Here is a 23,099-nt window from a genome sequence, read left to right on the forward strand (position 1 = left end):
GTTGGGCCGGCTACCCTCGCTGCGAGAACGGGAAAATGTCACTGATCGAAGATGGTCAGCGGCCCGCAATCGTCCCTCGCGACGAAGGTCGCCAGCAGCTCCGCCGGCTCCGTTGCGCTCGCCTTCTCCGCGAACGATGCACCGTGCCCGGCGGCTCGAACCAGGTTCGTCCTTTGGCGGCAATTCCTTCGTCCCTCACATAGCCAGGCGGAAGTCGGGCCGCCAGCCGAGTTCGCTGACGGCCTTGTCGGTCGCGGCATGGCCGTTCGGCTCGGCGATGTTGAAGGCGCCCGGCGCGCCGCGCTCGACGGCAAGCAGCGCCGCATAAGCAGCGGCATCGACATGCACGGCCGGATCGGCCGCAATCTCATCTCCGGTGCCGGGACCATAGAGATGTCCATAGCGCAGCACGATGCCTGTCATGCTCGAGCCCTCGAGAACCTGGCGTTCGAGCGCGATCACGCCGCCGACGCTGATGCCGCGGCCGCCTTCGGCGCCGCTGTCGAGCGGATCGGTTTCGGCATGCGGCTCGGGTCCGGGCGCATAGGCCCAGGCGATGCTCTGCGCGATCAGGCGACGGGCGCCGGCCGACGTCGCGGCCTCGACCAGATTGCGGGTCCCCTCGTCGCGGACGCGCGCGTTTCCGATGATGGACTCGCCCATCCTATTGGGATCGAGTCCGGCCGGCAGATCGGTAAGCTGATGGATCACGACCTCTGGCCTCGCCGCGGCGACCGCCGCAAGCAGGCCGCCGGCATCGAACACATCGATCACCACCGGGCTGGCCCCGATCGCGCGGAGCTTCTCGGCCTTCTCGGCCCGACGCGTTGTCGCAGTCACCCGATGGCCGGCAGCGACCAGTTGCGGGATCAGGCGGCGGCCGATCGCGCCGGAACCGCCGGCAAGAAAGATGCGATAGCCCATCGTCTTCCATTCCATCTTGCGATAATATCAGAGTTCGAACAACATATAAGAGCTCTTACATCATGCGCAAGCAGAAACCGGAAATTCCGCCCCCTGGCAAAGGCAAGCGCGGCGAGGAAGGTTATCTCGGCTACCTGCTGCGCCAGGCCGCCGGCGCCTACAGGCTGCGGGTCGAGCGGGCGCTGGATGAGTTCGGCGTCACGCAGCCGCAATTCGCGACGCTGACCATGCTGTCGGCCTATCCAGGCATCTCCAATGCCGACCTCGCCCGGCTCGCGGTGCTGACGCCGCAGACGGTGAGCGTGATCGTCGGCAATCTGGAAAAGGCCGGTTCCGTGGTCCGCAAGCCGCATGCGGTGCACGGGCGCATCCAGCACCTCGATCTCAGCGACAGCGGCCGTGCCTTGCTGAAGAAATGTCGCGAGCGCGTGCAGCGGCTTGAACGCCAGCTGACCGCCGGACTTTCGGCCAACGACGAGCGCGCCGTCCGGCGCTGGCTGGTCGCCGTCGCGATCGCGGGCGCGGCCGGTTAGATCGCAGCACCCCCACCCGCTTCATAGAGCGTCAGCTTCCGATCCCCAATGCCGAGCTCCGCCCAGCTCGCGCGCCATTCGGCTATATGCGCTGACTTGAAATGCAACTCGAGCGCCGCACGATCCCGCCACGCTTCCGAGACATGGATCAGGCCGGGATCGAGAACATCCTGCGCATACGAATATGCCAGGCAGCCGGCTTCGGCGCGACTCGCTGAAATCATTCGTTCCATCGCCGGCCTTGCCTGCTCGAGCCTGTCGGGTGGCAGCCGAATCGTGCCGATGATGAGGAGCATGCGCCTTTCCTTTCGCCAGCCGGCTCAAATCCCGTAGCCTCTCTCCCACCTTCGCGCAAGCTTGACCGGTTAAGGTCGGGAGCCTGCCTTTGCGCTGGGCAAGTCTGGATTCGAGGACGATATGGCGATCAGCGAAACAATCCCGTCCGGCCTGGCGGCCAAGAACGGCCGCGACGTTTTCTTCGCGCTCGGCATCGTCGTCATCCTGGCGGTGCTGTTCCTGCCGATCCCGGCCTTCCTCATCGACATCGGCCTTGCCTTCTCGATCGCGCTCTCGGTGCTGATCCTGATGGTGGCGCTCTGGATCCAGCGGCCGCTGGATTTCTCCTCCTTCCCGACCGTGCTGCTCATCGCCACGATGCTCAGGCTCTCGCTCAACATCGCCACCACGCGCATGATCCTGTCGCATGGCAATGAGGGTACGCATGCCGCCGGTTACGTCATCTCGGGTTTCTCGAAGCTGGTGATGTCGAGCGACTTCGTCATCGGCCTCATCGTCTTCATGATCCTGATCGTGGTGAACTTCATCGTCATCACCAAGGGCGCCACCCGCATCGCCGAAGTCGGTGCGCGCTTCACCCTCGACGCCATCCCCGGCAAGCAGATGTCGATCGACGCCGACCTTTCCGCCGGAATGATCGACGAGAAGACGGCGCAGCTTCGCCGCCGCGAATTGGAAGAAGAATCCTCCTTCTTCGGCTCGATGGACGGCGCGTCGAAATTCGTGCGCGGCGACGCCATCGCCGGCCTCATCATCACCGCCATCAACATCGTCGGCGGCATCGCCATCGGCTATCTGCGCCACGGCATGGGCCTCGGCCAGGCGGCCGACGTCTTCATCAAGCTGTCGGTCGGCGACGGCCTCGTCACCCAGATCCCGGCCCTCATCGTCTCGCTCGCCGCCGGCATGCTCGTCTCCAAGGGCGGCACGCGGGGCTCCGCCAATCAGGCGGTGTTCGGCCAGCTCGGCGCGCATCCGCGCGCGCTCTATGTCGCGGCCTCGCTGCTCGTCATCCTCGGCCTTATGCCCGGTCTGCCGCTATTCCCGTTCTTTGCCCTTGCCGGCGCCATGGCCGGCCTCGGCTACGTCATCCCGCTGCGCCACAACCGCGCGCTGGCGGCAGCCGAAGCGCAGAAGAACAAGGAGAAGGCCGACAAGGTCGAGGAGGAGAAGAATTCGGTCAAGGCCTCGCTTGCGACTGCCGAGATCGAGCTGCTGATCGGCAAGCAGCTCTCGACCAGGCTGCTGGTCGCACATCAGGAGCTGGTGTTCCGCATGTCGAAGATGCGCAAGAAATTCGCCCAGCAATATGGGTTCGTGGTGCCGGAGGTGCGCGTTGCCGACGACTTCGCCATCCCGCCGAAGAGCTATCAGATCAAGGTCCACGGCACCGTCGTTGCCGAATACCAGATGCGCGTGGGCGAAATCATGGTGCTGCTTGGCACCCGCGGCGTGCCGGACATCCCCGGTGAGGAAATCCGCGAGCCGGCTTTCGGCATGCGCGCCTATTCGGTGCTGGAAACCTTCGCCGAAGATCTGAAGCGCGAGAACTACACCTTTGCCGACAACATGTCGGTGCTGCTCACCCACCTCTCCGAGGTGATCCGCAACAACCTGCCGCAGCTTCTGTCCTACAAGGACATGAAGGCGCTGCTCGAGCGGCTCGACCCCGAATACCGCAAGCTCGCCGACGAGATCTGCACCTCGCACATCTCCTATCCCGGCCTGCAGGCGGTGCTGAAGCTTCTGCTTGCCGAGCGCGTCTCGATCCGCAACCTGCACCTGATCATCGAAGCCATCGCCGAGATCGCGCCGCATGTGCGCCGCACCGAGCAGATCGTCGAGCATGTCCGCATCCGCATGGCGCAGCAGATCTGCGGCGATCTCTCCGAGGGCGGCATGCTCAAGGTGCTGCGCCTCGGCAACCGATGGGACCTCGCCTTTCACCAGAGCCTCAAGCGGGACGCCAAGGGCGAGGTGCGCGAGTTCGACATCGATCCGCGCCAGCTCGAGGAATTCGGCCAGGACGCCACCAAGGCGATCCGCAAGCATCTCGAAGCCGGCGAGCGCTTCGTGCTGGTCACCGCGCCGGACGCGCGGCCTTATGTGCGCATGATCATCGAGCGGCTGTTCACCACGCTGCCCGTGCTCAGCCACGTCGAGATCGCCAAGGGCGTCGAAATCAAGGTGCTCGGAACGATCTCGTGAACGCGCTCTCGCAAGGCGTCGTCATCGCCGCCTTCCTTGCCTTCTGCCGCATCGGCGCCTGTTTCATGCTGATGCCCGGCCTGTCGAGCGCCCGCGTGCCTCTCCAGGTCCGGCTGTTCGTGTCGATCGCCGCCACCGGCGGCCTGCTCGCCTTCCTCTGGGACCGCATCTATCCCTATGTGGATCCGCGCCCACAGGTGCTGGTGCCGATGATCGTTTCCGAGCTTCTGGTCGGCGGGCTGATCGGCGCCATGACCAGGCTCTATATGGAAGCGCTGCGCTTCATGGGCTCGGCCATCGCCATGATGATCGGCTATGGCGGCTCAGGCGGCCCGGCGATCGAGGAGCCGGAGCCGCAGGCTGCCCTCGCCGCCATCATCTCGTTCTCGGCGCTGCTCCTGCTTTTCGTCTTCGACTTCGACCATGAGATCGTGCGCGCGCTGGTCGCCTCCTACACGGTTGCTCCGGTCAATGTATTCTTCAACCCGCAGGCGGCGCTGGTGGACGTCACGGACACGGTGTCGGACGCCTTCTTCCTGGTCATCCGGCTCGGCAGTCCCTTCGTCGCCTACGCCATTCTGGTCAATTTGACGATCGGCTTCGTCAACAAGCTGACGCCGCAGATCCCGGTGTATTTCATCTCGCTGCCCTTCGTCATCGCCGGCGGGCTGATCATCTTCTACTTTGCCATCGGCACCTTGCTGTCGTTGTTCGTCGACGGCTTTGTCGACCTGACACTAGCGAGGTAGCCGCGATGGCCTCGCGCAAGGACAGACTGAAGAAGTTGGTCAAGGTGCAGGAGCAGTTGAAGGCGGTGCACGAAACCCGTCATGCCGGCTTCCTCTCCGCGGCCGCGGCGGCCGAATCGGAAGCAAAGGAACTCATCGGGCATTTCGACGCTGACAGCTCGCTGGCCGGCCTGTTCCCGGAACTTTACCATCGCCGGATTGCGAACGCGCTCGGCCAACAAAAACAGAATCTTGAAAGCGCCCGGGAGGAGGCGACGTTGATCGCCGCCGCGACCGCGCGGACCAATATGGTCGAGCGCGCCTATAGGGACGCTCGCCGCCGCGACGAGCGCGAACGCTCAGACCGCGAGCGGCTGGACCTCATTGCCCAGAAGCGGGGACATGACTAGGGCAATCAGGAAAAGCATGAAACGGTTGGGCTCGGCGACGTCGCCGTGGCCTCCCGTCCGGACTTGCGTCAAACCAAGGAGATAGAGCGGTGGATCCGGCGCGCGGCGAACGAGGCTGTCAGGTGCCGGTCGCCGTCGTGCCGACCGACTTGGCCGCCCCGATCCGCTCCCAGCGCCTCCCATTGCCCTGCGCCTGCCGGGCGAAATAGTTGTAGGGCGTGCTGGACCAATCACGGACCGCGCTGGTGAGGTTGTCGAGCACCAGGTCGCCCTCGTTGGTGCGCACCGTCAGCACCGTGTGTCCCTCGCCGTGATAGCTTGCCACGGTCAACAGCAGCGCCGAGGCCGGCCAGCCGCGCTTCATCAGTTCGAGCTTCTTCAGTATCGCGATATCCTCGCAATCGCCGGACACGGTCGGCACGCGCCAGTCGTCGTTCTTGCCGACAACGGCTCGATCACTGACCTCGGTAATGCGTGAATTGACCGAAAGGTTGATCTCGTTCAATTGCGCGCTAAGCTGAGGCCGCAGGGCGACGACCTTTGTTCCGCCGGCAGTGCTGCACAGGCTGGGTTGGCGGCTGCAGAACGAATAGAAGGCCGGCGGTGCGAACGCCTTGCCTTTGGTTTGCATCGCCGTTCCGGCCTGGGCGGCAAATGGGCTGGCAACCGACAGCAGAAATGCGATCAGCACGACATCGCTTTTCACGATCAACGTCTCCAAGGCGTGGTCTCGAGGATGAGGGGGCGGGGTTAATTAGTCGTTTTCAAAACCCCGAATTGCGCCGGCGGCGGGGCAACACCGTTAAAATATTAATACATGCTAAAATAAGATTTGAGCGCTGCACTGCACCTCGCCATCCCCGCAAGCCTGCCACAAGCTTGTTGCGTCATTGTGCAACGGACAAAAACCGGCAAAAGGCAGTGCTTTCTTGGCGATTTCACCTCCCAGCGACATCGTGATGGACGTCGCCCGTGCGGCGGAGCCGGCCGACGTCGAGGCCGCGCGGGCAGCACTCGCGAGGCGGGCTGGCGGTGCCGGGGAGACCTTCTCGATCGACCAGACTGCCTCGGTCGAGGCGGGCTCGGTGCTCTCGCGCGCCGCTGCCGACAAGGCCGAGGCGGCAAATCCAGCCAAAAAGTTCCAGCGCTTCGAGGCGATGGTGCTGACCACTTTCATCCAGAACATGATGCCTAAGGACACCGAGGGCGTTTACGGCAAGGGTCTGGCCGGCGACATGTGGAAATCGCAGCTTGCCGAAAAGGTAGCCGATGTCATGGCCGCGCATGGCGGGATCGGCATCGCGAGATCGATGCTTGCCGACCATTATCTGGACGGCAAACACAAGGTGCCGGTCGGGCCCGTTGGGGGCGGACCGGAGAAAGCCGAGATCGACCAGCAGACCAGGCTTTCGACCTCCCTGGTCGACGAGCTCGAGCGTAAGGCCGCCCGGTCTATGACCGGTGACGACACAACCATAAAAACGGACATCAAGATCTAGGGACCTACATGGCCGACCAAACGGACCTATCCAACCTGCCTGCACGAACCACCGCCGCGGAAGCACCGATCGCAGCTGCACGGCCTGGCAACCTCGCCGCCATCATTGGCCGGATCGAGGAGGCGGTGGACGAGGAGACGGCGGGTATCCGCAGCGGCACCAGCTACGACCTCAAGGCCTCGAATGCCCGCAAAAGCCGCTATCTCTACGAACTGACCCGCGCGCTGAAGGGCGCCAATGAGATCGAGTTCCTCGAGCAGCATCGCGAAGGGCTGGCGCGGTTGCGCCAGAAGCTGGCAAAGAACGAGGCGGCTATTCTTGCCCATCTCAATGCCGTCAACGAGGTCGCCACGCTGTTGAAGAACGCCATCCAGCGCGCCGATGCCGACGGCACCTATTCGGCAGGCGAATTCGGATATGCCCGGGCTTGAACGAGATGACTGCGGAGCAAGGTAGGATCCGGTGATCAAATTCCTCGCCGCAGCGCTTTGGATCTGCGCCGTAACCCTCGGCGCGGTGTTTTATTCGTTCCAGGCGGCGGGCGAGCGCGGCGTCGGTGAGCCGCCGAAGCCGATGCTGGGCGGTCTCGACTACGTCAAGACCGACATCATTTCGGTACCGCTCGTCCGCGATGCCAAGATCGACGGCTATTTTCTCACCAAACTCGTCTACACGGTGGAGCCGGATCAGATAAAGAAACTGTCGATCCCGGCGCCGGCGATCATCACCGATCAGGTCTATTCCTACCTCTATTCCAATCCGCAGATCGATTTCACCAAGAAGGACACGATCGATCTCGAGGCTTTCCGCAAAGCGATCCGCGAGACCGTCAACGCCCGCGTCGGCGTCGAGCTGGTGCATGACGTGCTGATCGACCAGGTCAACTTCCTGTCCAAGGACGAAATCCGCGACAACGCCATCCGCCGCCGCAAGACAGCCGGCGAGACCGCGCAAGCGATGACCAAGCCGTTCCAGCCGGAGCATTGATCGGCTCTGGATCGACTTGGCACCGCCAGGGGTTCACATGCTTGTCCGGTGATGCGACATGCCGCATGGCGGCCACGTTGACGTAAACGTCAACCCGAAGCTATATGCGCCGGTGGCTGTCGCCGCGCTCCCGCGCGACGCGGCGCCTCGCCCAGCGGCCAAGGCCGGTGCGCGTCAAACGCAACCAAACGAGGAGAACCGCCATGGGCGTTCAGGAGATTGCCGACAAGATCAGGTCGCGCGTGGCAAGCGCCGGCTTCGAGCACTCGGTCAAGTTCGACACCGGCAGCGACGGCGTCATCGTTATCGACGGCGCGACCGTTTCGACCGCCGATGCCCCGACCGACTGCACGATCAAGCTCTCGCTCGACGATCTCGATTCACTGATCGCCGGCGATCTCAACCCGACCATGGCCTTCATGGCCGGCAAGCTGAAGGTCGAGGGCGACATGACGGTCGCCATGGCGCTCAGCCAGTTGCTCGGCTGATTGGCGTCGAGACGCAATTACCACGCGATTCGGCACCGCGCTTCTTTGAACGCGCGACGCCGCGACTGCGCCTCTCCGCGGTGTTCAGGCCACGAAGTCCAAGGCCTTGACCTTGCGGCCGGCGGCCTTGATCGTGCCCGCGGTCCCGTCGAGCGAGCCCTCCTTCAGCTCGAGCGCCAGCAGGCGGTGCCGCTCATAGGGACCAGGCATGGCGAGCGAGCCGGTGCGATCGGCCGAAAAACCGAACCGCCCGTAATATGGCGCATCCCCGACGAGCAGGATCGCGCCATGACCGAGCCGCGCGGCCTCGCCGATCGCGTGCCGCATCAGCGCCGAGCCGATGCCGCCGCTCTTCAGGCCCGGCTCGACTGCCAGCGGCCCAAGCAGGAGCGCTGCCGGACCGCCCTCGCCCAGCGTCACATCCCACAGCCGAACCGTGCCGACGACCGCGCCCGACGGGTCGCGCGCGACAAAGGCCAGGCCTTCCGACGGCCGGCGGCCACGCCGCAGTTTCTCGGACGACTTCTTCCTGCGCTTCGGCCCCATGGCGCGGTCGAGCAGCGCTTCGCGAGCCTGCATATCCCCAATGCCTTCGGCAACGATGCCGAAGCCCGGAGCAACCTCCCCCCTCGAGCGGGAGATGTCGCCAAAGGCGACAGAGGGGGTCGTTGCGCATGTAATACCGGCGCCCAGCGTGACGAGAAGCGGCGCTGGCGCTCCACGCGCGACGCCCCCCTCTGACCGCTGCGCGGCCATCTCCCCCTCGAGGGGGGAGACCCGGCGCGCGGCGCCCTCAATGATGAAATCTGCAAAGTCCATTTCCGCGATCCTTCACGAGCGGAGATCTGTTCCACAAGCGAGCCCGGGCGGGCGATGTCGCCCACGCCGGTTGATCTGAAGGCTCGCGCCTTCAGATCACGTAGGATCGGAGAGGCTCGAAGCCGTTGAAGGCGACCGACGAATAGGTAGTCGTGTAGGCGCCGGTACCTTCGATCAGCACCTCGTCGCCGATGGTGAGCGACAGAGGCAGGGGATAAGGCGTCTTCTCGTAGAGCACATCGGCCGAATCGCAGGTCGGGCCGGCGAGCACGCAGGGCGCGGTCTCCGAGCCGTCGCGCGGCGTCACGATCGGATAGCGGATCGCCTCGTCCATCGTCTCGGCGAGGCCGCCGAACTTGCCGATGTCGAGGAACACCCAGCGCACATTGTCATTGTCGGCCTTCTTCGAGATCAGCACGACTTCCGACTTGATGACGCCGGCATTGCCGACCATGCCGCGGCCCGGCTCGATGATCGTCTCGGGCAGCGCGTTGCCGAAATGCCTGCGCAGCGCCGAGAAGATCGCCTGGCCATAGGCCTGCGCCGCCGGTACGTCCTTCAGGTAACGGGTCGGGAAACCGCCGCCCATGTTGACCATTTTCAAGACGATGCCTTCCTCGGCGAGCGTGGCGAACACCTTCTTGGCATCGCCCAGCGCGCGGTCCCAGGCCGAGAGATCGGTCTGCTGCGAGCCGACATGGAACGACACGCCATAGGCGTCGAGGCCGAGGCTCTTGGCGTGACGCAGCACGTCGACGGCCATCGCCGGCACGCAGCCGAACTTGCGCGACAGCGGCCATTCGGCACCCTCGCCGTCGGTGAGCACGCGGCAGAACACGCGCGAGCCCGGAGCGGCGCGGGCAATCTTCTCGACCTCCTCGACGCAATCCACCGCGTAGAGGCGGATGCCGAGCTGGTAGGCGCGCGCAATGTCGCGCTCCTTCTTGATGGTGTTGCCGAAGGAAATGCGATCCGCCGGCGCGCCGGCATCCATCGCCATCTCGACCTCGGCAACCGATGCGGTGTCGAAGGACGAGCCCATCGCAGCAAGCAGGCGCAGGATCTCCGGCGCCGGGTTTGCTTTCACCGCATAGTAGATCTTGGAATCGGGCAACGCCTTCTCGAAGGCGCGGAAATTGTCGCGCACGACATCGAGGTCGACGACGAGGCAGGGGCCGTTCGGACGTCGGGTGGCGAGAAAGTCAAGGATGCGCTGGGTGGCCATCGAGGTCTCTCCATCTGCGCCTTTCGGCGCGCACAAAGGCTGCGGGACGCGGGCGCTCGGCCTCGCGAACTCGCGGTGGACAAAGGCGGGACGGAAAATCCATGGAACCAGCCGGTGGAGACCCCGGAACCACGGATCGCCGTCTCGCGGCGGTGAACCTGGCCTTGCCCGGCCTCGGTTCGCTTTGTCTGCCTTGGCTTGGATGGGAGGACCCGTCCGCACTGCCGGCAATGAAGGTGTGCCTCTTCAGTAACCCCGGTCTTTGGACGACCGGCAGACACCAGAAAGGCCCGCACCGTCGTTGCTTCAAGGTGTCCTCGGTCTTGTGGTTGGCCACTGACCGACTGGAGGGGTTGGCTCCAGTTACCTTACCGATTGCCCTCACCATTCGAGGATCGGCGGACACCCACAGGCACGTGCGACTTTGGGCAAGCGCGATATAAGAGCGAAGGGTTTCACAATCAATAAAAATCGACAGCGCCGGTTGTAAAAATTGCGGCGTCGAACAATGTTTGTGGACCGTATTCGGAAATCGAACAATGCCAGGCACCCACGGCCCTCTCAACGCCTTCCTCGATCTGCGCCAAATGCCCGTGGCCAATGCGGAATTTGGCCCGTTGGCCGGCCTGCGCCTAGCCGTGAAGGACATCTATGACGTCGCCGGCTATCGCACCGGCTGCGGCAACCCGCGCAAGTTCGAACAGGCTCACGCCGCCTCGCGGACGGCCGAGGCTGTGCAGTTGATTCTCGATGCCGGTGCGCGATTCGTCGGCAAGACGCAAACCGACGAGCTCGCCTTCTCGCTGTTCGGCCAGAATTCGCATTTCCCGTTTCCGGTGAACGCAGCCGCTCCGGATCGCGTGACCGGCGGCTCCTCGTCAGGTTCGGCGGCAGCGGTCGCCGGCGGCCTTGCCGACATCGCAGTCGGCTCCGACACCGGCGGCTCGATCCGCGCGCCGGCGAGCTTCTGCGGGTTGATCGGGCTGCGCACCAGTCACGGCCGGGTATCGCTCGAGGGCGCCATGAAGCTCGCGCCGAGCTTCGACACCTTCGGCTGGTTCGCCGGCGACATAGAAGCTTACGAAATGGCCGGCAAGCTTCTGCTCGGACGCGATCCACACCAGCATCCGCTCAACCGCCCGCTGTCGATCGGCTGGCTCGATGCCTTTGTTTCCGGGCCGACGGAAGCCGCCGAATATGCGCGGATGAAGGCACAGGCAGCAGCCGTCCTCGGCGAGCCGACCGAAACCGAACACGCCTTCGCCTCCTCCCCGGATGATCTCTACTGGTGCTTTCGTCGACTGCAGGCCTTCGAGGCGTGGCAGGTGCATGGCGGCTGGATTTCGGCAGGCGATCACGGACTTGGTCCGGGTGTCGACGAGCGTTTCGGCTTCGGCCGCACGATCGATGCAAAGACGGTCGAAGCCGAAACGGCGCGTCGGGCAGCCTTCCGTTCCGAGTTCGGCAAGCTGCTCGGCAACGACGGCTTTCTTGTTCTGCCGACGGTGCCGGGCGCAGCGCCACTGAAGACCAGCACGCCGGAGCAGTTCCAGGCCTATCGCGAAAGGGCGCTGCATCTTTTGTGCTTGGCCGGGTTGTCGGGCTTCCCGCAGATCACCTTGCCGCTCGGTTCCGTCGACGGCGCGCCCTTCGGCCTGTCGCTGCTCGGCCCTTTCGGCAGCGACGTCGCCCTGATAGGGCTCGGCCGCACGATTCTGGATGCGGCCCGAAAGGTCTGATCATGGATACATTGACCCGCATGCGCGCCTTCATCGACGTGGTCGAGGCCGAAGGCTTCTCGGCCGCCGCGCGCAAGATCGGCCGTTCCAAGGCGCTGCTGTCGAAATATGTGCGCGAGCTGGAGGACGAACTCGGCGCGCTGTTGTTGAACCGTACCACGCGGCAGTTCTCGCTGACCGAAGCCGGTCACACCTATTATCAGCGCGCCTCCGAAATCGTGCGCGAGGTCGACAGCCTGGCCGATGCCGTGCGCGAATCTTCCGGCGACGTGCGCGGCCGCATCAAGCTCTCGGCTGCGCGCACCTTCGCCGACGCGCCGATTGGCCAGTCGCTGATCGATTTTGCCAAGCAACATCCGGACATCGTTCTCGACATCCATCTCGACGACCGCTTCGTCGATCTGGTCGAGGAAGGCTTCGATGTCGCCGTGCGCATTTCGCGGCTGGAGAACTCGTCGCTGATCGCGCGGCGCCTCGGGCCGTTTTCGATCAAGCTCTGCGCGTCGCCGGACCTGCTCGCAAAGCACGGCACCCCGACCCGCCCGCAGGATCTTTCCAACATGCCCTGCATCGTCGACACCAACGGCCGCTCTTTAGCCAACTGGCGCTTCAAGGGAGACGGCGAGGATTCGGTGAGCGTCACCGTGTCGGGGCCGATCGAGGTCAACAGTCCGATGGCGGCGAGAGCAGCCGCCGTGTCGGGCCTGGGCTTCACCATCCTGCCGGATTTCATCGCTGCGCCCGAAGTCGCGTCGGGCAAGCTGGTGACGGTGCTCGACGACCGCATCCTCTCGGGCAGCGGCATCTTCGCGGTCTATCCGCATCGCCGCTATTTGCCCGCCAAGGTCCGTGTCTTCGTCGATTTCCTGGTGCACTGGTTCAGGACGCGCGACGCTGCGTGAAGCACGTCCCCGAAGGTGGGAACCGTTTTCGGCACAAGGACATGCGCAGAAACAGAGCCTAAAAGCGCATCGAGCGATCTGGAAAGAGCGCAACGCTCTCCGAGAGCGCGTCCCAATTTCGCCCCCTTTCTGTTAACTCTCGGAGCCCACTCCCAAAGTCGATGGAATCGCGGCCCGGAATGCACCTGAAACGGCAAGCAATCGTACTGGCTTCGGCAATTGCGGCCACCTTTGCCGCGGTAGAGCCCGCCCAGGTGCACCCGCACGTCTTCGCCGAGGCTCGCCTCGACGTCATCCTCAGCGCGGATCACCAAAGTGTGACGGCGCTGCGCCACCTTTGGCGCTTCGACGATCTGTTTTCGAGTACAGTGATGATGGAGTTCGACAAGAACTCCGATCTGAAGCTTGACGACAAAGAGCTCAAGGAAGTGGCCGACACCGTCCATTCCTCGCTGGCCGAGTTCAACTATTTCCAGCTGGTCACGCAGGACGGCAAGGACGTGCCCATGGTCCCTCCGCCGCATCTGATGGCGAGCTTCGACAACGACCAGCTGATCATTCTGTTCGAGTCGCAGCCGAAGACGCCGATCAAACTCGCCGGCAAGATCGACATCGGCGTCTACGATCCTACCTTCTACACGGCGATCGACTTCACCGACGACGCCAACCTCACCGTTGAGGGATTGCCCGCGAATTGCACCAAAAAGGTGATCCGTCCCGATCCGGACGAAGCGATCAAGGAAAACCAGAAGACCCTGACGGAAGCCTTCTTCAACGATCCGACGGGCACCGACATGAGCAAGATCTTCGCCACCAAGCTCGAACTGAACTGTCCGCCGGAAGGATAATTGGTGATGAAACCGTCGCTGCGCCTGGCGCTCGGCCTCGCGGCCGCCACCTTGGTCATGACGCATCTACCCGGCGTCGCCCATGCCCAGAGCTCGCTCGGCATCGGCACCAATGACGGCATGGCGCCGAGCACGACGGGTCCGTTCGCCCATATCCTAATGTGGATCAATCTCAGGCAGCAGGAATTCTACCATTCGCTGGCGGCCGCGATGAAAGCCATGCGCCAGGACGGCAGCAAGCTCTGGCTGCTGGTCGGCCTGTCCTTCGCCTACGGCATTTTCCACGCCGCCGGGCCCGGCCACGGCAAGGCGGTGATTTCGTCCTACATGGTCGCCAACGAAGTGGCGCTGAAGCGCGGGATCATGCTGTCCTTCGTCTCGGCGCTGCTGCAGGGGCTGACCGCGGTCGTCGTCATGATGCTTGCCTATTTCGTGCTGCGCGGCACGGCGGTGTCGATGACCGACGCGGCATGGTTTCTTGAGATCTCCAGTTATGTGCTGGTGACGCTGTTCGGCGCCTGGCTACTGTGGCGCAAGGCGGGCCCGGCCATTCTTCGGCGGTTCGGCGCCGGTCCGGCCTACAGCCTGTCGGCGGCCCATGCCGGCCACTCGCGTGGCGGGCACTCGCATGCTCACGCGCATTCCCATGCCGGTCATTCCCACTCCCATTCGCATTCCGCGCATGCCCACTCGACGCACTCGCACGCGCATCACGACCATGATCATGCCGCGCATTCGCATGCGCACAGCGATGAGGCGACTGATCACAAGGCGCATGATCACGACCACGCGGCGCACGACCATGCTCACGCTGGGCATCATCACCACGGCCCGGGCGAAGTCTGCGACACCTGCGGCCATTCGCACGCGCCGGATCCGGCGCTGCTTTCGGGCGATCGCTTCGACTGGAAGACCGCCTGGTCGGCGGTGGCCGCCGTCGGCATCCGCCCTTGCTCCGGCGCGCTGATCGTGCTGAGCTTCGCGCTTCTCAACGGACTCTGGCTCGGCGGCCTGCTCTCGGTGCTCGCCATGTCGATCGGCACCGCGATCACCGTCTCCGCGCTGGCGACGATCGCGGTGACTGCCAAGAACTGGGCTGTCTATTTCGCCGGCGACGGACGCATCGGCAACCGCATCCATTCGATCGTCGAGATCGGCGGCGCCGCCTTCATCTTCCTCGTTGGCCTGCTGCTCTTGTCGGCCAGCCTGACGGGCGGCGTCTGAAGCCGACCGAAACTGTCACTCGATCCTTCCGTCGAGTTCGTCCTCGATATGGGCGCGGATGATCTCGTCAAAATTCTTCTCGGCGACAAAACCAAGTTCCCGCGAGCGGCGCGCCTCGAAGCGCGTCGGCCAGCCTCTCACGATCGCCCAGATCGTTTCGTCGGGCTGCTCGCGGATCCGTTTGACCACCTCGGCGCCGCCTATGCGCCCGAGCGCGTCGATCTGCTCGCCGACGGTGACCGCCACGCCGGGCATGGTGAGATTGCGCCGCGGCCCGACCTTATCGCCATCGATTTCGGCCGCATGGATCAGGAAATTCACCGCCGATCGCGGGCTGGCATGCGTGTGCAGCACCGAGCGCGGCACCGGCAGGATCGCCTCCTGGTCGCTGAGCGGCTCGCGGATAATCCCTGAGAAGAAGCTCGACGCCGCCTTGTTCGGCTTGCCCGGCCGTACGCAGATGGTGGGCAGCCGGATGCCGATGCCGTCGAAGACTCCGCGCCGCGAGTAGTCGGCAAGCAGCGCCTCACTGATCAGCTTCTGCGTGCCGTAGGAGGTGAGCGGCGTCGGATGGAACTCGTCCGGGATGACATCCGGGAACGGCGCGCCGAACACCGCGATCGACGAGGTGAAGACAAGGCGCGGCGCGAAGCCCGCCACCCGCACCGCGTCGAACAAAGCGCGCGTGCCGTCGAGATTGACGCGGTAGCCGAGGTCGAAATTGGCCTCCGCCTCGCCGGAAACGATGCCGGCGAGATGGAAAATCACGTCCGGGCGGGAAGCAACGAGCTTGGCCGTCGCGCCGGGCGTGGAAAGATCGCCGGCGTGGATCGAGATATCGACTCCGGCGAGCGTCGGCGCCTGCGGCGGCACGATATCGTGCAGATCGAGCGCGGTTATTTTGCGCCCGCGCAGCACACCGTCCTTGGCCAGCCTTGCGATCAGCTTGCGGCCAACCATGCCGGCGGCGCCGGTAATCAGAACTCTCATCTCATAGACCCTTCTTGCGTTGGCTGCGTCCGCGCAGCCACAGGACGACGAACAGCCCCACCATGAAGAGCGCGGCGATGACGACCGCAAGGACCGTCGAGACCTTGCCGGCGGCCAGCATGATGGTCGGCAGGAAATAGGCGGCGAGGCCGAACAGGAGCAGTATCCAGGCCGCGGCGATCGCCGCGTTGCGCGTCTCGCGATCCATCAGGCGCCGTCCCTCGATCCGAAGCTCATCACCGGCTCAGTGATAGTGGCGGCGATCGCGAGGCGCATCATGCGCATGGTCGTGATCATGGTGATGATCGTGCTCGTCATGGCTGTCGGCGCACAGGCCGAACTCGGGCTCCACCGTTGCATGATCGATCCCGTGCTTCGCGGCAAGCCGCTTCTTGATGGCGCTCACCGCCGCATGCGCATCGACGCCGTCATTCAGGCAGGCATGCAGCGTCGCCATGTTGCTGGTGCCGTCGAGCGACCAGACATGCATGTGATGCACCTCCCGCACGCCCTTGACCGCGGCTTCCAGATCCTTGGCGATTTGATCGCGATCGAGGCTTGCCGGCACGCCTTCGAGCAGCACATGGGCGGCCTCGCGCATCAGCGACCACGCCGTCGACAGGATCAGCAGCGCCACCAGCACGGAGAGGATCGGATCGATTGGCGTCCAGCCGGTGGCGAGAATGATGAGGGCCGCAGCGATTGCCGCAGCCGAGCCAAGCAGGTCGCCCAGCACATGCAGTATGGCGCCGCGCATGTTGAGGCTCTCGCGGTCGCCGCCATGCAGCACGAAGAACGAGGCGACGTTGACCAGCAGGCCGGCGACCGCCACCACCAGCATCGGCCCGCCCAGCACCGGCGCCGGGTGCATCAGCCGCCCCCAGGCCTCGTAGACGATCCAAAGCGCGATGACGAAAATGGCGATGCCGTTGGTGTATGCGACCAGCGTCTTCACGCGAGCGAAGCCGTAGGTGAGACGCCCGGTGGCGGGACGTCCGGTGAGGTGGAAGGCATACCAGGCGAGACCGAGCGCGATCGCGTCCGCCAGCATATGGCCGGCATCCGCAAGCAGCGCCAGCGAGCCGGTGAGCAAGCCGCCGAGCGCCTCCGCGATCATGAAGCCCGCTGTCAGGCAGCCCGCGACGAGAACGCGCTTCTTGTCGGTCGACCCGTGCACGTGATCGGCGCCGTGGCTGTGGGCGTGTGAGCCGTGATCATGCGCCATCGCGCAACTCCTGCTACGCGCCGGACTCGGCGCGGAAATCCTCGAGCCGTCGCTTTTGGCGGCCCTCGCCATCGAAATTCGCCGGATCGAGCCAGGCCTCATAGGCCTTGCGCAGCGCCGGCCACTCCTTGTCGATGATCGAATACCACGCCGTATCGCGGTTTTCGCCCTTCACCACAAGATGCTGGCGGAAAATGCCTTCGAACTTGAAGCCGAAACGTTCCGCCGCACGTTTCGACGGCTCGTTGCGGTTGTTGCATTTCCATTCGTAGCGGCGATAGCCGAGCTCGTCGAAGGCATATTTGGTAAACAGGAACTGTGCTTCCGTCGCCTGCGGCCTGCGCGAGATCAGCGGCCCCCAATAGATGTTGCCGATCTCGATGACGCCGTTGGCGGCATCAATGCGCATCAGCGTCTGACGTCCGGCGACCTTGCCGCTCGCCTTGTCGATGACGGCGAAGACCAGCGGATCCTCGCTCGCCTCGACTTTGTCCAGCCATGGCTGGAAGGCGGCGCGGTTCTCGGGCGGATAGTCCGGCAGCCAGGCGAAGCGGCCTCCGGCATCCGACACCGACGACGCTTCATAGAGCCCGTCGCCGTGCTTTGACGCGCTCAGCGGTTCGAGCCGGACATAGCGACCTTCCAGCGCCTTGCGTTCGGGGCGCGGGCGTGCCTGCCAATTCTTCAGATTTTCCGACACCGACCGCTCCAATCCGTTTGACTTTTCCTGGCGCACGCTCACAAAAACGCTCGTCCACAGAAAGAACCACAGGGACGGGAAAAATGCTCCACACCATCGCGGCCTTCGATCGTCTCGGCGAGGAAAATGCCTTTGCGGTGCTCGCGCGGGCAACGGCGCTTGCCCATCAGGGCCGCGACATCATCAACCTCGGCATCGGCCAGCCCGACTTCAAGACGCCGCAGCATATCGTCGAGGCGGCGATCAAGGCGCTGCGCGACGGCCACCACGGCTACACGCCTGCCAACGGCCTGCTAGCCACGCGCGAGGCGGTCGTGCGCCGAACGCTGACCACCACCGGGGTCGAAGTATCGCCCGAGAACGTGATGATCCTGCCCGGCGGCAAGCCGACCATGTTCGCCGCGATCCTGATGTTCGGCGAGCCGGGGGCGGAGATTCTTTATCCCGATCCCGGCTTTCCGATTTATCGCTCGATGATCGAGTTCACGGGTGCTGCTCCAATCCCGGTGCCGATCCGCGAGGAGAACGGCTTTGCCTTCTCGGCGGAAGAGACGCTGGCGCTGATCACGCCGAAGACGAGGCTGCTGATCCTAAACTCGCCCGCCAATCCGACCGGCGGCGTGACCGCGCGGGACGAGATCGCCAAACTCGTGAAGGGCTTGGAGAAGCACCCTGAGGTCGCGATCCTCTCCGACGAAATCTACGATGTCATGACCTATGACGGCGAGACCCACTGCTCGCTGCTCAACTTTCCGGAACTCCGCGACAGGCTGATCGTGCTCAACGGCTGGTCCAAGACCTGGGCGATGACCGGCTGGCGCATGGGCTGGTCGATCTGGCCAAACGGCGAAAAGGGCGCCTATCTCTACGACAAGGTGCGCAAGCTTGCGGTCAACTGCTGGTCCTGCGTCAACGCGCCGAGCCAGTATGCCGGCATCGCCGCGATAGACGGCCCGCAGGACGATGTCGAAAAGATGATGCTCGCCTTCGACAACCGCAGGAAGATAGTGGTCGAAGGGCTGAACGCGCTCCCCGGCATTTCCTGCATCACGCCGAAGGGCGCCTTCTACGCCTTCCCCAATGTTTCGAAGACCGGCTGGAAGGCCAAGAAGCTTGCCTCGGCGCTGTTGGAGGATGCCGGCGTAGCGCTGATCGGCGGCCCCGATTTCGGCGTGCTCGGCGAAGGCTATGTCCGGCTTTCCTACGCCAATTCCGAGGAGAACATATTGCGAGCGCTGGAGCGGATCGAAGGGTTCTTGACGAAATAGAGCCTCAGCCCCCTCACCCGCGGCCGACGAACGGCATCTTCGTCGCCATCACCGTCATGAACAGCACATTGGCGTCGAGCGGCAGGCTCGCCATGTGAAGCACCGCGTCGGCGACGCGCTGGACATCTATCACCGCTTCGGCGGCGATGGAGCCGTTGGCCTGCGGCACGCCGACGGTCATCGCCTGCGCCATCTCGGTCAGCGCATTGCCGATGTCGATCTGGCCGCAGGCAATGTCATAGGGCCGGCCGTCGAGCGCCAGGGTCTTGGTCAGGCCGGTGATGGCATGCTTGGTCGCCGTGTAGGGCGCTGAGCCCGGCCGCGGCGCATAGGCCGACACCGAGCCATTGTTGATGATGCGCCCACCCATCGGCTTTTGCCGGCGCATGACGCCGAAGGCGGCACGGGCGCATAGGAACGAGCCGGTCAGGTTGACGCCGACGACATCGTTCCAGACCTCGACCGGGATCTCGTCGATCAGCGTCGACTTGTAGCCCATGCCGGCATTGTTGAAGAGCAGGTCGACGCGCCCGAACGCCTCCACCACTGTCTCGAACATGTCGTCGACTTCGCCGGCCTTGCTGATGTCGCATGCAACGGCAAGCGCCCTGGCGCTGGTCTTCCCGGCCTCGGCGATCGCCTCCTCGAGCAGCGTCTTGCGGCGGCCGCAGAACACGGTGTTCCAGCCTGCCTTGAGCAGCGTGGTGGCGACGCTCTTGCCGATGCCGGTGCCCGCGCCGGTTACGATGGCTGTTTTCTCTGTCATGGCGGTCATCGTCCTCGCTCCCCGTCACTGCTGGAAGAAGACGTGGCATCGCAAATGACAGAGGGCGTGGCAAGCGGCTACTGTCGGCAAGAAAGCGGAGCCGACAAAAAGGGCGGTCATTGGCGACCGCCCCTCATCTGAACCGCGCTTGGGAGGAGGATAAGCCGGTCCGACTGGTTAGAATGATGCGCTTGCTGGGTTAACGAAAGATTAACGGCCAGCAGCACGTCCCATGCCCGTTTACCAACCGGCAATTTGCTGGCGCGGATCGGGCGCGGTTCAAGCCGGCGCCTTCGCCGCCGAGACCGTCGCCTCGACATGGTCGACCAGCGCGTCCGGCAGGCCGAGGCGGCCGGCTAGCAGGTCGAGATAGCCGCGCTCCGTGCGGGTGTCGGGATCGATGGTAAGGCGCGAGGCGGTGTAGAGCTCAACCTTCTGCGCATCGGTCTTGGCGCCGGTGATCAGGACGTCGAGATCGAGCGGGCGTTCAAGCTCATCCAGCAGAAATTTTTCCGCTTCGGCACCGATGCCGGCGAGCTTGAGCTTGTCGGCGATTTTCTGCCGCTCCTCGTCATCGACATGACCGTCCGCCTTGGCTGCGGAGATCATCGCCCGCACCAGGGTCAGCGTGAATTCGGCCTCGCCCTGCGGCGCCTGCGAGGGATGGAAGGCGGTGTCCTTGGGCGGCGGCAGCAACTCGGGCTCGCCGGCCACGGGTTCTTGTGCCGGCACATTGCCGGCCTTGTAGTTCTGGTAGGCCTTGTAGGCGAGGCCGCCAATGGCTGCCAGGCCGCCGAGCTTCATGGCAGCGCCCGTCACCTGTCGACCGGGGCCGGTGCCGAGCAGCACCGCCGCCAGCGCGCCGGCGGCGAGCGGATTGTCCTTCGCCATCTGCACCGCCTGCCCCGCCTTGTCGCGAACGGTCGATCCCGTGCCGGGAATTTGCGAGCCGAAAAGGTCGTCGAGCAGCTTCTTGGGGTCGAGCATCAATGCCTCCAGAATTGGCCCGGCCGAATGCGCCCGGGCGGGGTTTCGGATCGGCAAGACGTAGGCCCCGCGCATTGACATTACAATGAACGGGCGGATGATTTGACGAAACCTGGGCTGCTCAGCTTCCGATGTGGCGCTTGGCGCCCCGCGCATGCGCGAGTTCCACCTGGCGATGGCGCTCGGCGTAGCGCGCGCGGTCCTCGTCCGAGCGCGCTTCGAAGCAACGCGGGCATGAGACGCCGACCGTATATTTCGGCGAGAGCCGGTCCTCGACGGTGAGCGGATGGCGGCAGGCGCGGCAGAGTTCGGCTTCGCCCTCGGCCAGGCCATGCGACACCGATACCCGCTCGTCGAAGACGAAGCATTCGCCCTGCCATAGGCTCTCTTCGGCCGGCACCTCTGCGAGATATTTCAGGATGCCGCCCTTGAGATGGAAGACCTGCCTGAAGCCCAGCGACTTCACGTAAGCGGTCGCCTTCTCGCAGCGAATGCCGCCGGTGCAGAACATCGCCACCTTGCGGCCTTCGAGCTCCTCGCGGTGCTCTTCGACCCAGGCCGGGAACTCGCGAAAGCTGGCGGTCTTGGGATCGACCGCGCCCTTGAAGGTGCCGATCGACACCTCGTAGGCGTTGCGCGTGTCGATGACCAACGTGTCGGCGTCCGAGATCAGCGCGTTCCAATCGACTGGCGCGACATAGGTGCCGGCGCTGCTCGCCGGATCGAGATCGTCGACGCCCATGGTGACGATCTCGCGCTTCAGCCGCACCTTCATGCGATGGAACGGCATGTCAGCAGCAATGCTGTATTTCACTTCCAGGTCGGCAAGCGCTTCGATCGCCTCTAGGTGATCGATAAGCGCGGCGATCGCTGCCTCGCTGCCGGCGACCGTGCCGTTGATGCCCTCATGCGCCAAAAGCAGAGTGCCCTTGATGCCGCGTCCGCAGCAGAAGGCGGCGAGCGGCGCGCGCAGCGCTTGGTAATTGTCGAGCCGCGCAAACTTGTAGAGCGCGGCAACGCGGACCGGCTGAGTTTCCTTGGTTGTTGTCATGCCCATGCCACTAGACCGTGCTGAAAGCCGTTTCAAGGCGGAGCGGACGGGCCGCGTGACATTGCGACACGCCCGCCTTCGTGGACTCGGAATACCCCTTCTGCTAATCGGTTGAAATCGACCGAAACGGAGAGACAAGCCAATGACCAGCAAGACCGAAAAGCTCCTGTCGCTCCTCAACGGCCAGCCGGTCATCCCGGTGCTCAAGATCGCCAATGTCGCCGACGCCGTGCCGCTCGCCCGCGCTCTGTCGCGCGGCGGCTTGAGGGCGATCGAGATCACGCTGCGCACCGCCGATGCGCTGGAAGCGATCCGCCGCGTCGCGGCCGAAGTCGAGGATGCGGTTGTCGGTGGCGGCACCATTCTCGATGCCAAGCAGTTCGACGAGGCGGCACGCGCCGGCTCGAAATTCATCGTCAGCCCCGGCATTACGGGCCAGCTTCTCGACGCGGCCAAGGACAGCCCCGTGCCGCTGCTGCCCGGCGCCATCACCCCCGGGGAGATCATGGCTGCGCGCGAAGCCGGCCTGCGCTTCCTGAAATTCTTCCCGGCCGAACAGTCGGGCGGCATCGCATCGCTGAAGGCCTTCGCCTCGCCGCTCGCCGACGTGAAATTCTGCCCGACCGGCGGCATAACGGCCAAGAACGCCGCCGACTATCTGAGCCTCCCCAACGTCATCTGCGTCGGCGGCTCGTGGGTGGCGCCCGACGAATTCATCAAGGCCGGCAAATGGGATGAGATCGAAGCCCTGGCGCGCGAGGCGAGCAAGCTCGCCTAACGCAATTCCAGGAAGAGTGGGCACCGGTTCTTCCGTGCGGATCGTGTAAAGAACACCTGGAGCGGTTCAGCGGTCTATCAAACGCTGAACCGCTCCAGGGCTGGACATGCGGTCAGTGGCAGACCTTGACCTTCTCGACGACCTTGCGGTGGTGAACCCAATGGGTGACCACCTTGGTTCTGCAGTGATGCTTGCCGGTCTTGACGATAACGGTTTCGGCCTGCGTTGGAGCCACGGCAGCCGATGCCGCGGCCAAAGCGAGAACTGACGCCAATAGAATCTTCTTCATGAATATCCCCAGTTTGGAACGAACGCATCCTAACCCGAAAAAGCGCGGCCCGTTCCGGTCTCACGAGAAGTTTAAGCGTGCGTGATCGCATGCCGGTGCGGGCCGAAAACCAGCCGCCGGCTGGTTCCCGCTCATGGATTCGAACCACGATTCACGCCTTCAAAGGGCGCTGTCCTACCGTTAGACGAAGCGGGAAAAGACCACGCGGGAAACC

The 23,099-nt window shown here is 64.3% G+C and carries 27 protein-coding genes and 1 tRNA gene; 14 read left to right on the forward strand and 14 right to left on the reverse strand.

What is annotated here, in order from left to right; translation table 11 throughout:
* Nucleotides 1-195: 195 nt before the first annotated feature.
* A complete protein-coding gene (locus CK215_RS09185; protein WP_245418650.1) occupies nucleotides 196-939 on the reverse strand; it encodes an NAD(P)-dependent oxidoreductase in 744 nt (247 codons plus the stop codon).
* Nucleotides 940-986: 47 nt separating this feature from the next.
* Between CK215_RS09185 and CK215_RS09190 the strand changes: the two genes are divergently transcribed.
* On the forward strand, nucleotides 987-1,457 hold the full coding sequence (locus tag CK215_RS09190) for a MarR family transcriptional regulator (RefSeq protein WP_095777147.1): 471 nt from the start codon (nucleotides 987-989) through the stop codon (nucleotides 1,455-1,457).
* On the opposite strand, the gene CK215_RS09195 is transcribed toward CK215_RS09190, so the two are convergent.
* Nucleotides 1,454-1,753 carry a putative quinol monooxygenase gene (locus CK215_RS09195; protein WP_095777146.1) on the reverse strand — a complete coding sequence of 100 codons (300 nt, stop codon included), beginning with the start codon at nucleotides 1,751-1,753 and terminating at the stop codon, nucleotides 1,454-1,456. The genes CK215_RS09190 and CK215_RS09195 overlap by 4 nt on opposite strands.
* A gap of 121 nt (nucleotides 1,754-1,874) precedes the next feature.
* Here CK215_RS09195 and flhA point away from each other — a divergent pair, with 121 nt between their 5' ends.
* Genes flhA through CK215_RS09210 form a run of 3 tightly spaced genes read left to right on the forward strand, consistent with a single transcriptional unit; the run spans nucleotide 1,875 to nucleotide 5,100 of the window.
* Nucleotides 1,875-3,962 carry a flagellar biosynthesis protein FlhA gene (gene flhA, locus CK215_RS09200; RefSeq protein ID WP_067326003.1) on the forward strand — a complete coding sequence of 696 codons (2,088 nt, stop codon included), beginning with the start codon at nucleotides 1,875-1,877 and terminating at the stop codon, nucleotides 3,960-3,962.
* Nucleotides 3,959-4,711, forward strand: a complete 753-nt coding sequence (gene fliR / locus CK215_RS09205) for a flagellar biosynthetic protein FliR (protein WP_067326000.1) — start codon at nucleotides 3,959-3,961, stop codon at nucleotides 4,709-4,711. Before flhA ends, fliR begins: the two co-directional genes overlap by 4 nt.
* A 5-nt stretch (nucleotides 4,712-4,716) precedes the next feature.
* Nucleotides 4,717-5,100 carry a hypothetical protein gene (locus CK215_RS09210; RefSeq protein ID WP_067325997.1) on the forward strand — a complete coding sequence of 128 codons (384 nt, stop codon included), beginning with the start codon at nucleotides 4,717-4,719 and terminating at the stop codon, nucleotides 5,098-5,100.
* A 118-nt stretch (nucleotides 5,101-5,218) separates the two neighbouring features.
* Here CK215_RS09210 and CK215_RS09215 read toward each other — a convergent pair whose 3' ends face one another.
* The gene (locus CK215_RS09215) at nucleotides 5,219-5,806 is read right to left on the reverse strand and encodes a transglutaminase-like cysteine peptidase (RefSeq protein WP_245418651.1); all 588 of its coding nucleotides are present in this window, start codon (nucleotides 5,804-5,806) and stop codon (nucleotides 5,219-5,221) included.
* Between the two features lie 223 nt (nucleotides 5,807-6,029).
* On the opposite strand from CK215_RS09215, the gene CK215_RS09220 reads away from it, so the two are divergent.
* From CK215_RS09220 to CK215_RS09235, 4 genes are all read left to right on the forward strand, one after another.
* A complete protein-coding gene (locus CK215_RS09220; RefSeq protein WP_245418652.1) occupies nucleotides 6,030-6,599 on the forward strand; it encodes a rod-binding protein in 570 nt (189 codons plus the stop codon).
* Nucleotides 6,600-6,607: 8 nt separating this feature from the next.
* On the forward strand, nucleotides 6,608-7,030 hold the full coding sequence (locus tag CK215_RS09225) for a hypothetical protein (protein ID WP_067325992.1): 423 nt from the start codon (nucleotides 6,608-6,610) through the stop codon (nucleotides 7,028-7,030).
* A gap of 31 nt (nucleotides 7,031-7,061) precedes the next feature.
* Nucleotides 7,062-7,586, forward strand: coding sequence for a hypothetical protein (locus CK215_RS09230; RefSeq protein WP_095830749.1), 525 nt, complete (start codon nucleotides 7,062-7,064; stop codon nucleotides 7,584-7,586).
* Nucleotides 7,587-7,789: 203 nt separating this feature from the next.
* Nucleotides 7,790-8,074 carry an SCP2 sterol-binding domain-containing protein gene (locus tag CK215_RS09235; RefSeq protein ID WP_067002744.1) on the forward strand — a complete coding sequence of 95 codons (285 nt, stop codon included), beginning with the start codon at nucleotides 7,790-7,792 and terminating at the stop codon, nucleotides 8,072-8,074.
* Between the two features lie 84 nt (nucleotides 8,075-8,158).
* On the opposite strand, the gene CK215_RS09240 is transcribed toward CK215_RS09235, so the two are convergent.
* Both CK215_RS09240 and odc2 read right to left on the reverse strand, forming a co-directional pair.
* Nucleotides 8,159-8,653 (reverse strand): N-acetyltransferase, encoded by a 495-nt coding sequence (locus tag CK215_RS09240; RefSeq protein WP_095830750.1) that lies wholly within the window; start codon nucleotides 8,651-8,653, stop codon nucleotides 8,159-8,161.
* Between the two features lie 331 nt (nucleotides 8,654-8,984).
* A complete protein-coding gene (gene odc2 / locus CK215_RS09245) occupies nucleotides 8,985-10,118 on the reverse strand; it encodes an ornithine/lysine decarboxylase (protein WP_067002471.1) in 1,134 nt (377 codons plus the stop codon).
* A gap of 539 nt (nucleotides 10,119-10,657) precedes the next feature.
* Here odc2 and CK215_RS09250 point away from each other — a divergent pair.
* From CK215_RS09250 to CK215_RS09265, 4 genes are all read left to right on the forward strand, one after another.
* The gene (locus CK215_RS09250; protein WP_095830751.1) at nucleotides 10,658-11,857 is read left to right on the forward strand and encodes an amidase; all 1,200 of its coding nucleotides are present in this window, start codon (nucleotides 10,658-10,660) and stop codon (nucleotides 11,855-11,857) included.
* 2 nt (nucleotides 11,858-11,859) lie between these two features.
* A complete protein-coding gene (locus CK215_RS09255; protein ID WP_067002475.1) occupies nucleotides 11,860-12,759 on the forward strand; it encodes a LysR family transcriptional regulator in 900 nt (299 codons plus the stop codon).
* A gap of 179 nt (nucleotides 12,760-12,938) precedes the next feature.
* Complete coding sequence (locus CK215_RS09260) at nucleotides 12,939-13,607, forward strand: DUF1007 family protein (protein WP_095777358.1); 669 nt, start codon at nucleotides 12,939-12,941, stop codon at nucleotides 13,605-13,607.
* Nucleotides 13,608-13,613: 6 nt separating this feature from the next.
* Nucleotides 13,614-14,831 (forward strand): nickel/cobalt transporter, encoded by a 1,218-nt coding sequence (locus CK215_RS09265; RefSeq protein WP_095830752.1) that lies wholly within the window; start codon nucleotides 13,614-13,616, stop codon nucleotides 14,829-14,831.
* 15 nt (nucleotides 14,832-14,846) lie between these two features.
* Here CK215_RS09265 and denD read toward each other — a convergent pair whose 3' ends face one another.
* From denD to CK215_RS09285, 4 genes are read right to left on the reverse strand one after another with little or no spacing between them, the layout of a single operon-like run.
* Nucleotides 14,847-15,821 (reverse strand): D-erythronate dehydrogenase, encoded by a 975-nt coding sequence (denD, locus tag CK215_RS09270; protein ID WP_095830753.1) that lies wholly within the window; start codon nucleotides 15,819-15,821, stop codon nucleotides 14,847-14,849.
* A 1-nt stretch (nucleotide 15,822) separates the two neighbouring features.
* The gene (locus CK215_RS09275; protein ID WP_095777137.1) at nucleotides 15,823-16,029 is read right to left on the reverse strand and encodes a hypothetical protein; all 207 of its coding nucleotides are present in this window, start codon (nucleotides 16,027-16,029) and stop codon (nucleotides 15,823-15,825) included.
* Between the two features lie 36 nt (nucleotides 16,030-16,065).
* On the reverse strand, nucleotides 16,066-17,046 hold the full coding sequence (locus tag CK215_RS09280) for a cation diffusion facilitator family transporter (RefSeq protein ID WP_095830754.1): 981 nt from the start codon (nucleotides 17,044-17,046) through the stop codon (nucleotides 16,066-16,068).
* Nucleotides 17,047-17,059: 13 nt separating this feature from the next.
* Nucleotides 17,060-17,746, reverse strand: a complete 687-nt coding sequence (locus CK215_RS09285) for a GNAT family protein (RefSeq protein ID WP_095830859.1) — start codon at nucleotides 17,744-17,746, stop codon at nucleotides 17,060-17,062.
* Between the two features lie 83 nt (nucleotides 17,747-17,829).
* Between CK215_RS09285 and CK215_RS09290 the strand changes: the two genes are divergently transcribed.
* Nucleotides 17,830-19,014 carry a pyridoxal phosphate-dependent aminotransferase gene (locus CK215_RS09290; RefSeq protein WP_095830755.1) on the forward strand — a complete coding sequence of 395 codons (1,185 nt, stop codon included), beginning with the start codon at nucleotides 17,830-17,832 and terminating at the stop codon, nucleotides 19,012-19,014.
* 13 nt (nucleotides 19,015-19,027) lie between these two features.
* Here the strand turns inward: CK215_RS09290 and CK215_RS09295 are convergent, their stop codons facing one another.
* The 3 genes from CK215_RS09295 to CK215_RS09305 all read right to left on the reverse strand — a co-directional run bounded on the left by CK215_RS09295 (nucleotide 19,028) and on the right by CK215_RS09305 (nucleotide 21,818).
* The gene (locus tag CK215_RS09295; protein WP_095830860.1) at nucleotides 19,028-19,780 is read right to left on the reverse strand and encodes an SDR family oxidoreductase; all 753 of its coding nucleotides are present in this window, start codon (nucleotides 19,778-19,780) and stop codon (nucleotides 19,028-19,030) included.
* A 279-nt stretch (nucleotides 19,781-20,059) separates the two neighbouring features.
* A complete protein-coding gene (locus CK215_RS09300) occupies nucleotides 20,060-20,767 on the reverse strand; it encodes a tellurite resistance TerB family protein (RefSeq protein WP_067002750.1) in 708 nt (235 codons plus the stop codon).
* A gap of 121 nt (nucleotides 20,768-20,888) precedes the next feature.
* Nucleotides 20,889-21,818, reverse strand: coding sequence for a rhodanese-related sulfurtransferase (locus CK215_RS09305; protein WP_095777356.1), 930 nt, complete (start codon nucleotides 21,816-21,818; stop codon nucleotides 20,889-20,891).
* A gap of 142 nt (nucleotides 21,819-21,960) precedes the next feature.
* Here CK215_RS09305 and CK215_RS09310 point away from each other — a divergent pair, with 142 nt between their 5' ends.
* Nucleotides 21,961-22,596 carry a 2-dehydro-3-deoxy-phosphogluconate aldolase gene (locus CK215_RS09310; RefSeq protein ID WP_095830756.1) on the forward strand — a complete coding sequence of 212 codons (636 nt, stop codon included), beginning with the start codon at nucleotides 21,961-21,963 and terminating at the stop codon, nucleotides 22,594-22,596.
* 112 nt (nucleotides 22,597-22,708) lie between these two features.
* Here the strand turns inward: CK215_RS09310 and CK215_RS31275 are convergent, their stop codons facing one another.
* Nucleotides 22,709-22,885, reverse strand: coding sequence for a hypothetical protein (locus tag CK215_RS31275; protein ID WP_082980697.1), 177 nt, complete (start codon nucleotides 22,883-22,885; stop codon nucleotides 22,709-22,711).
* Nucleotides 22,886-23,006: 121 nt separating this feature from the next.
* Nucleotides 23,007-23,080 (reverse strand) — tRNA-Gln (locus tag CK215_RS09320).
* Nucleotides 23,081-23,099: the final 19 nt, after the last annotated feature.

It is taken from the genome of Mesorhizobium sp. WSM3864, assembly GCF_002294955.1.
Classification (GTDB): domain Bacteria; phylum Pseudomonadota; class Alphaproteobacteria; order Rhizobiales; family Rhizobiaceae; genus Mesorhizobium.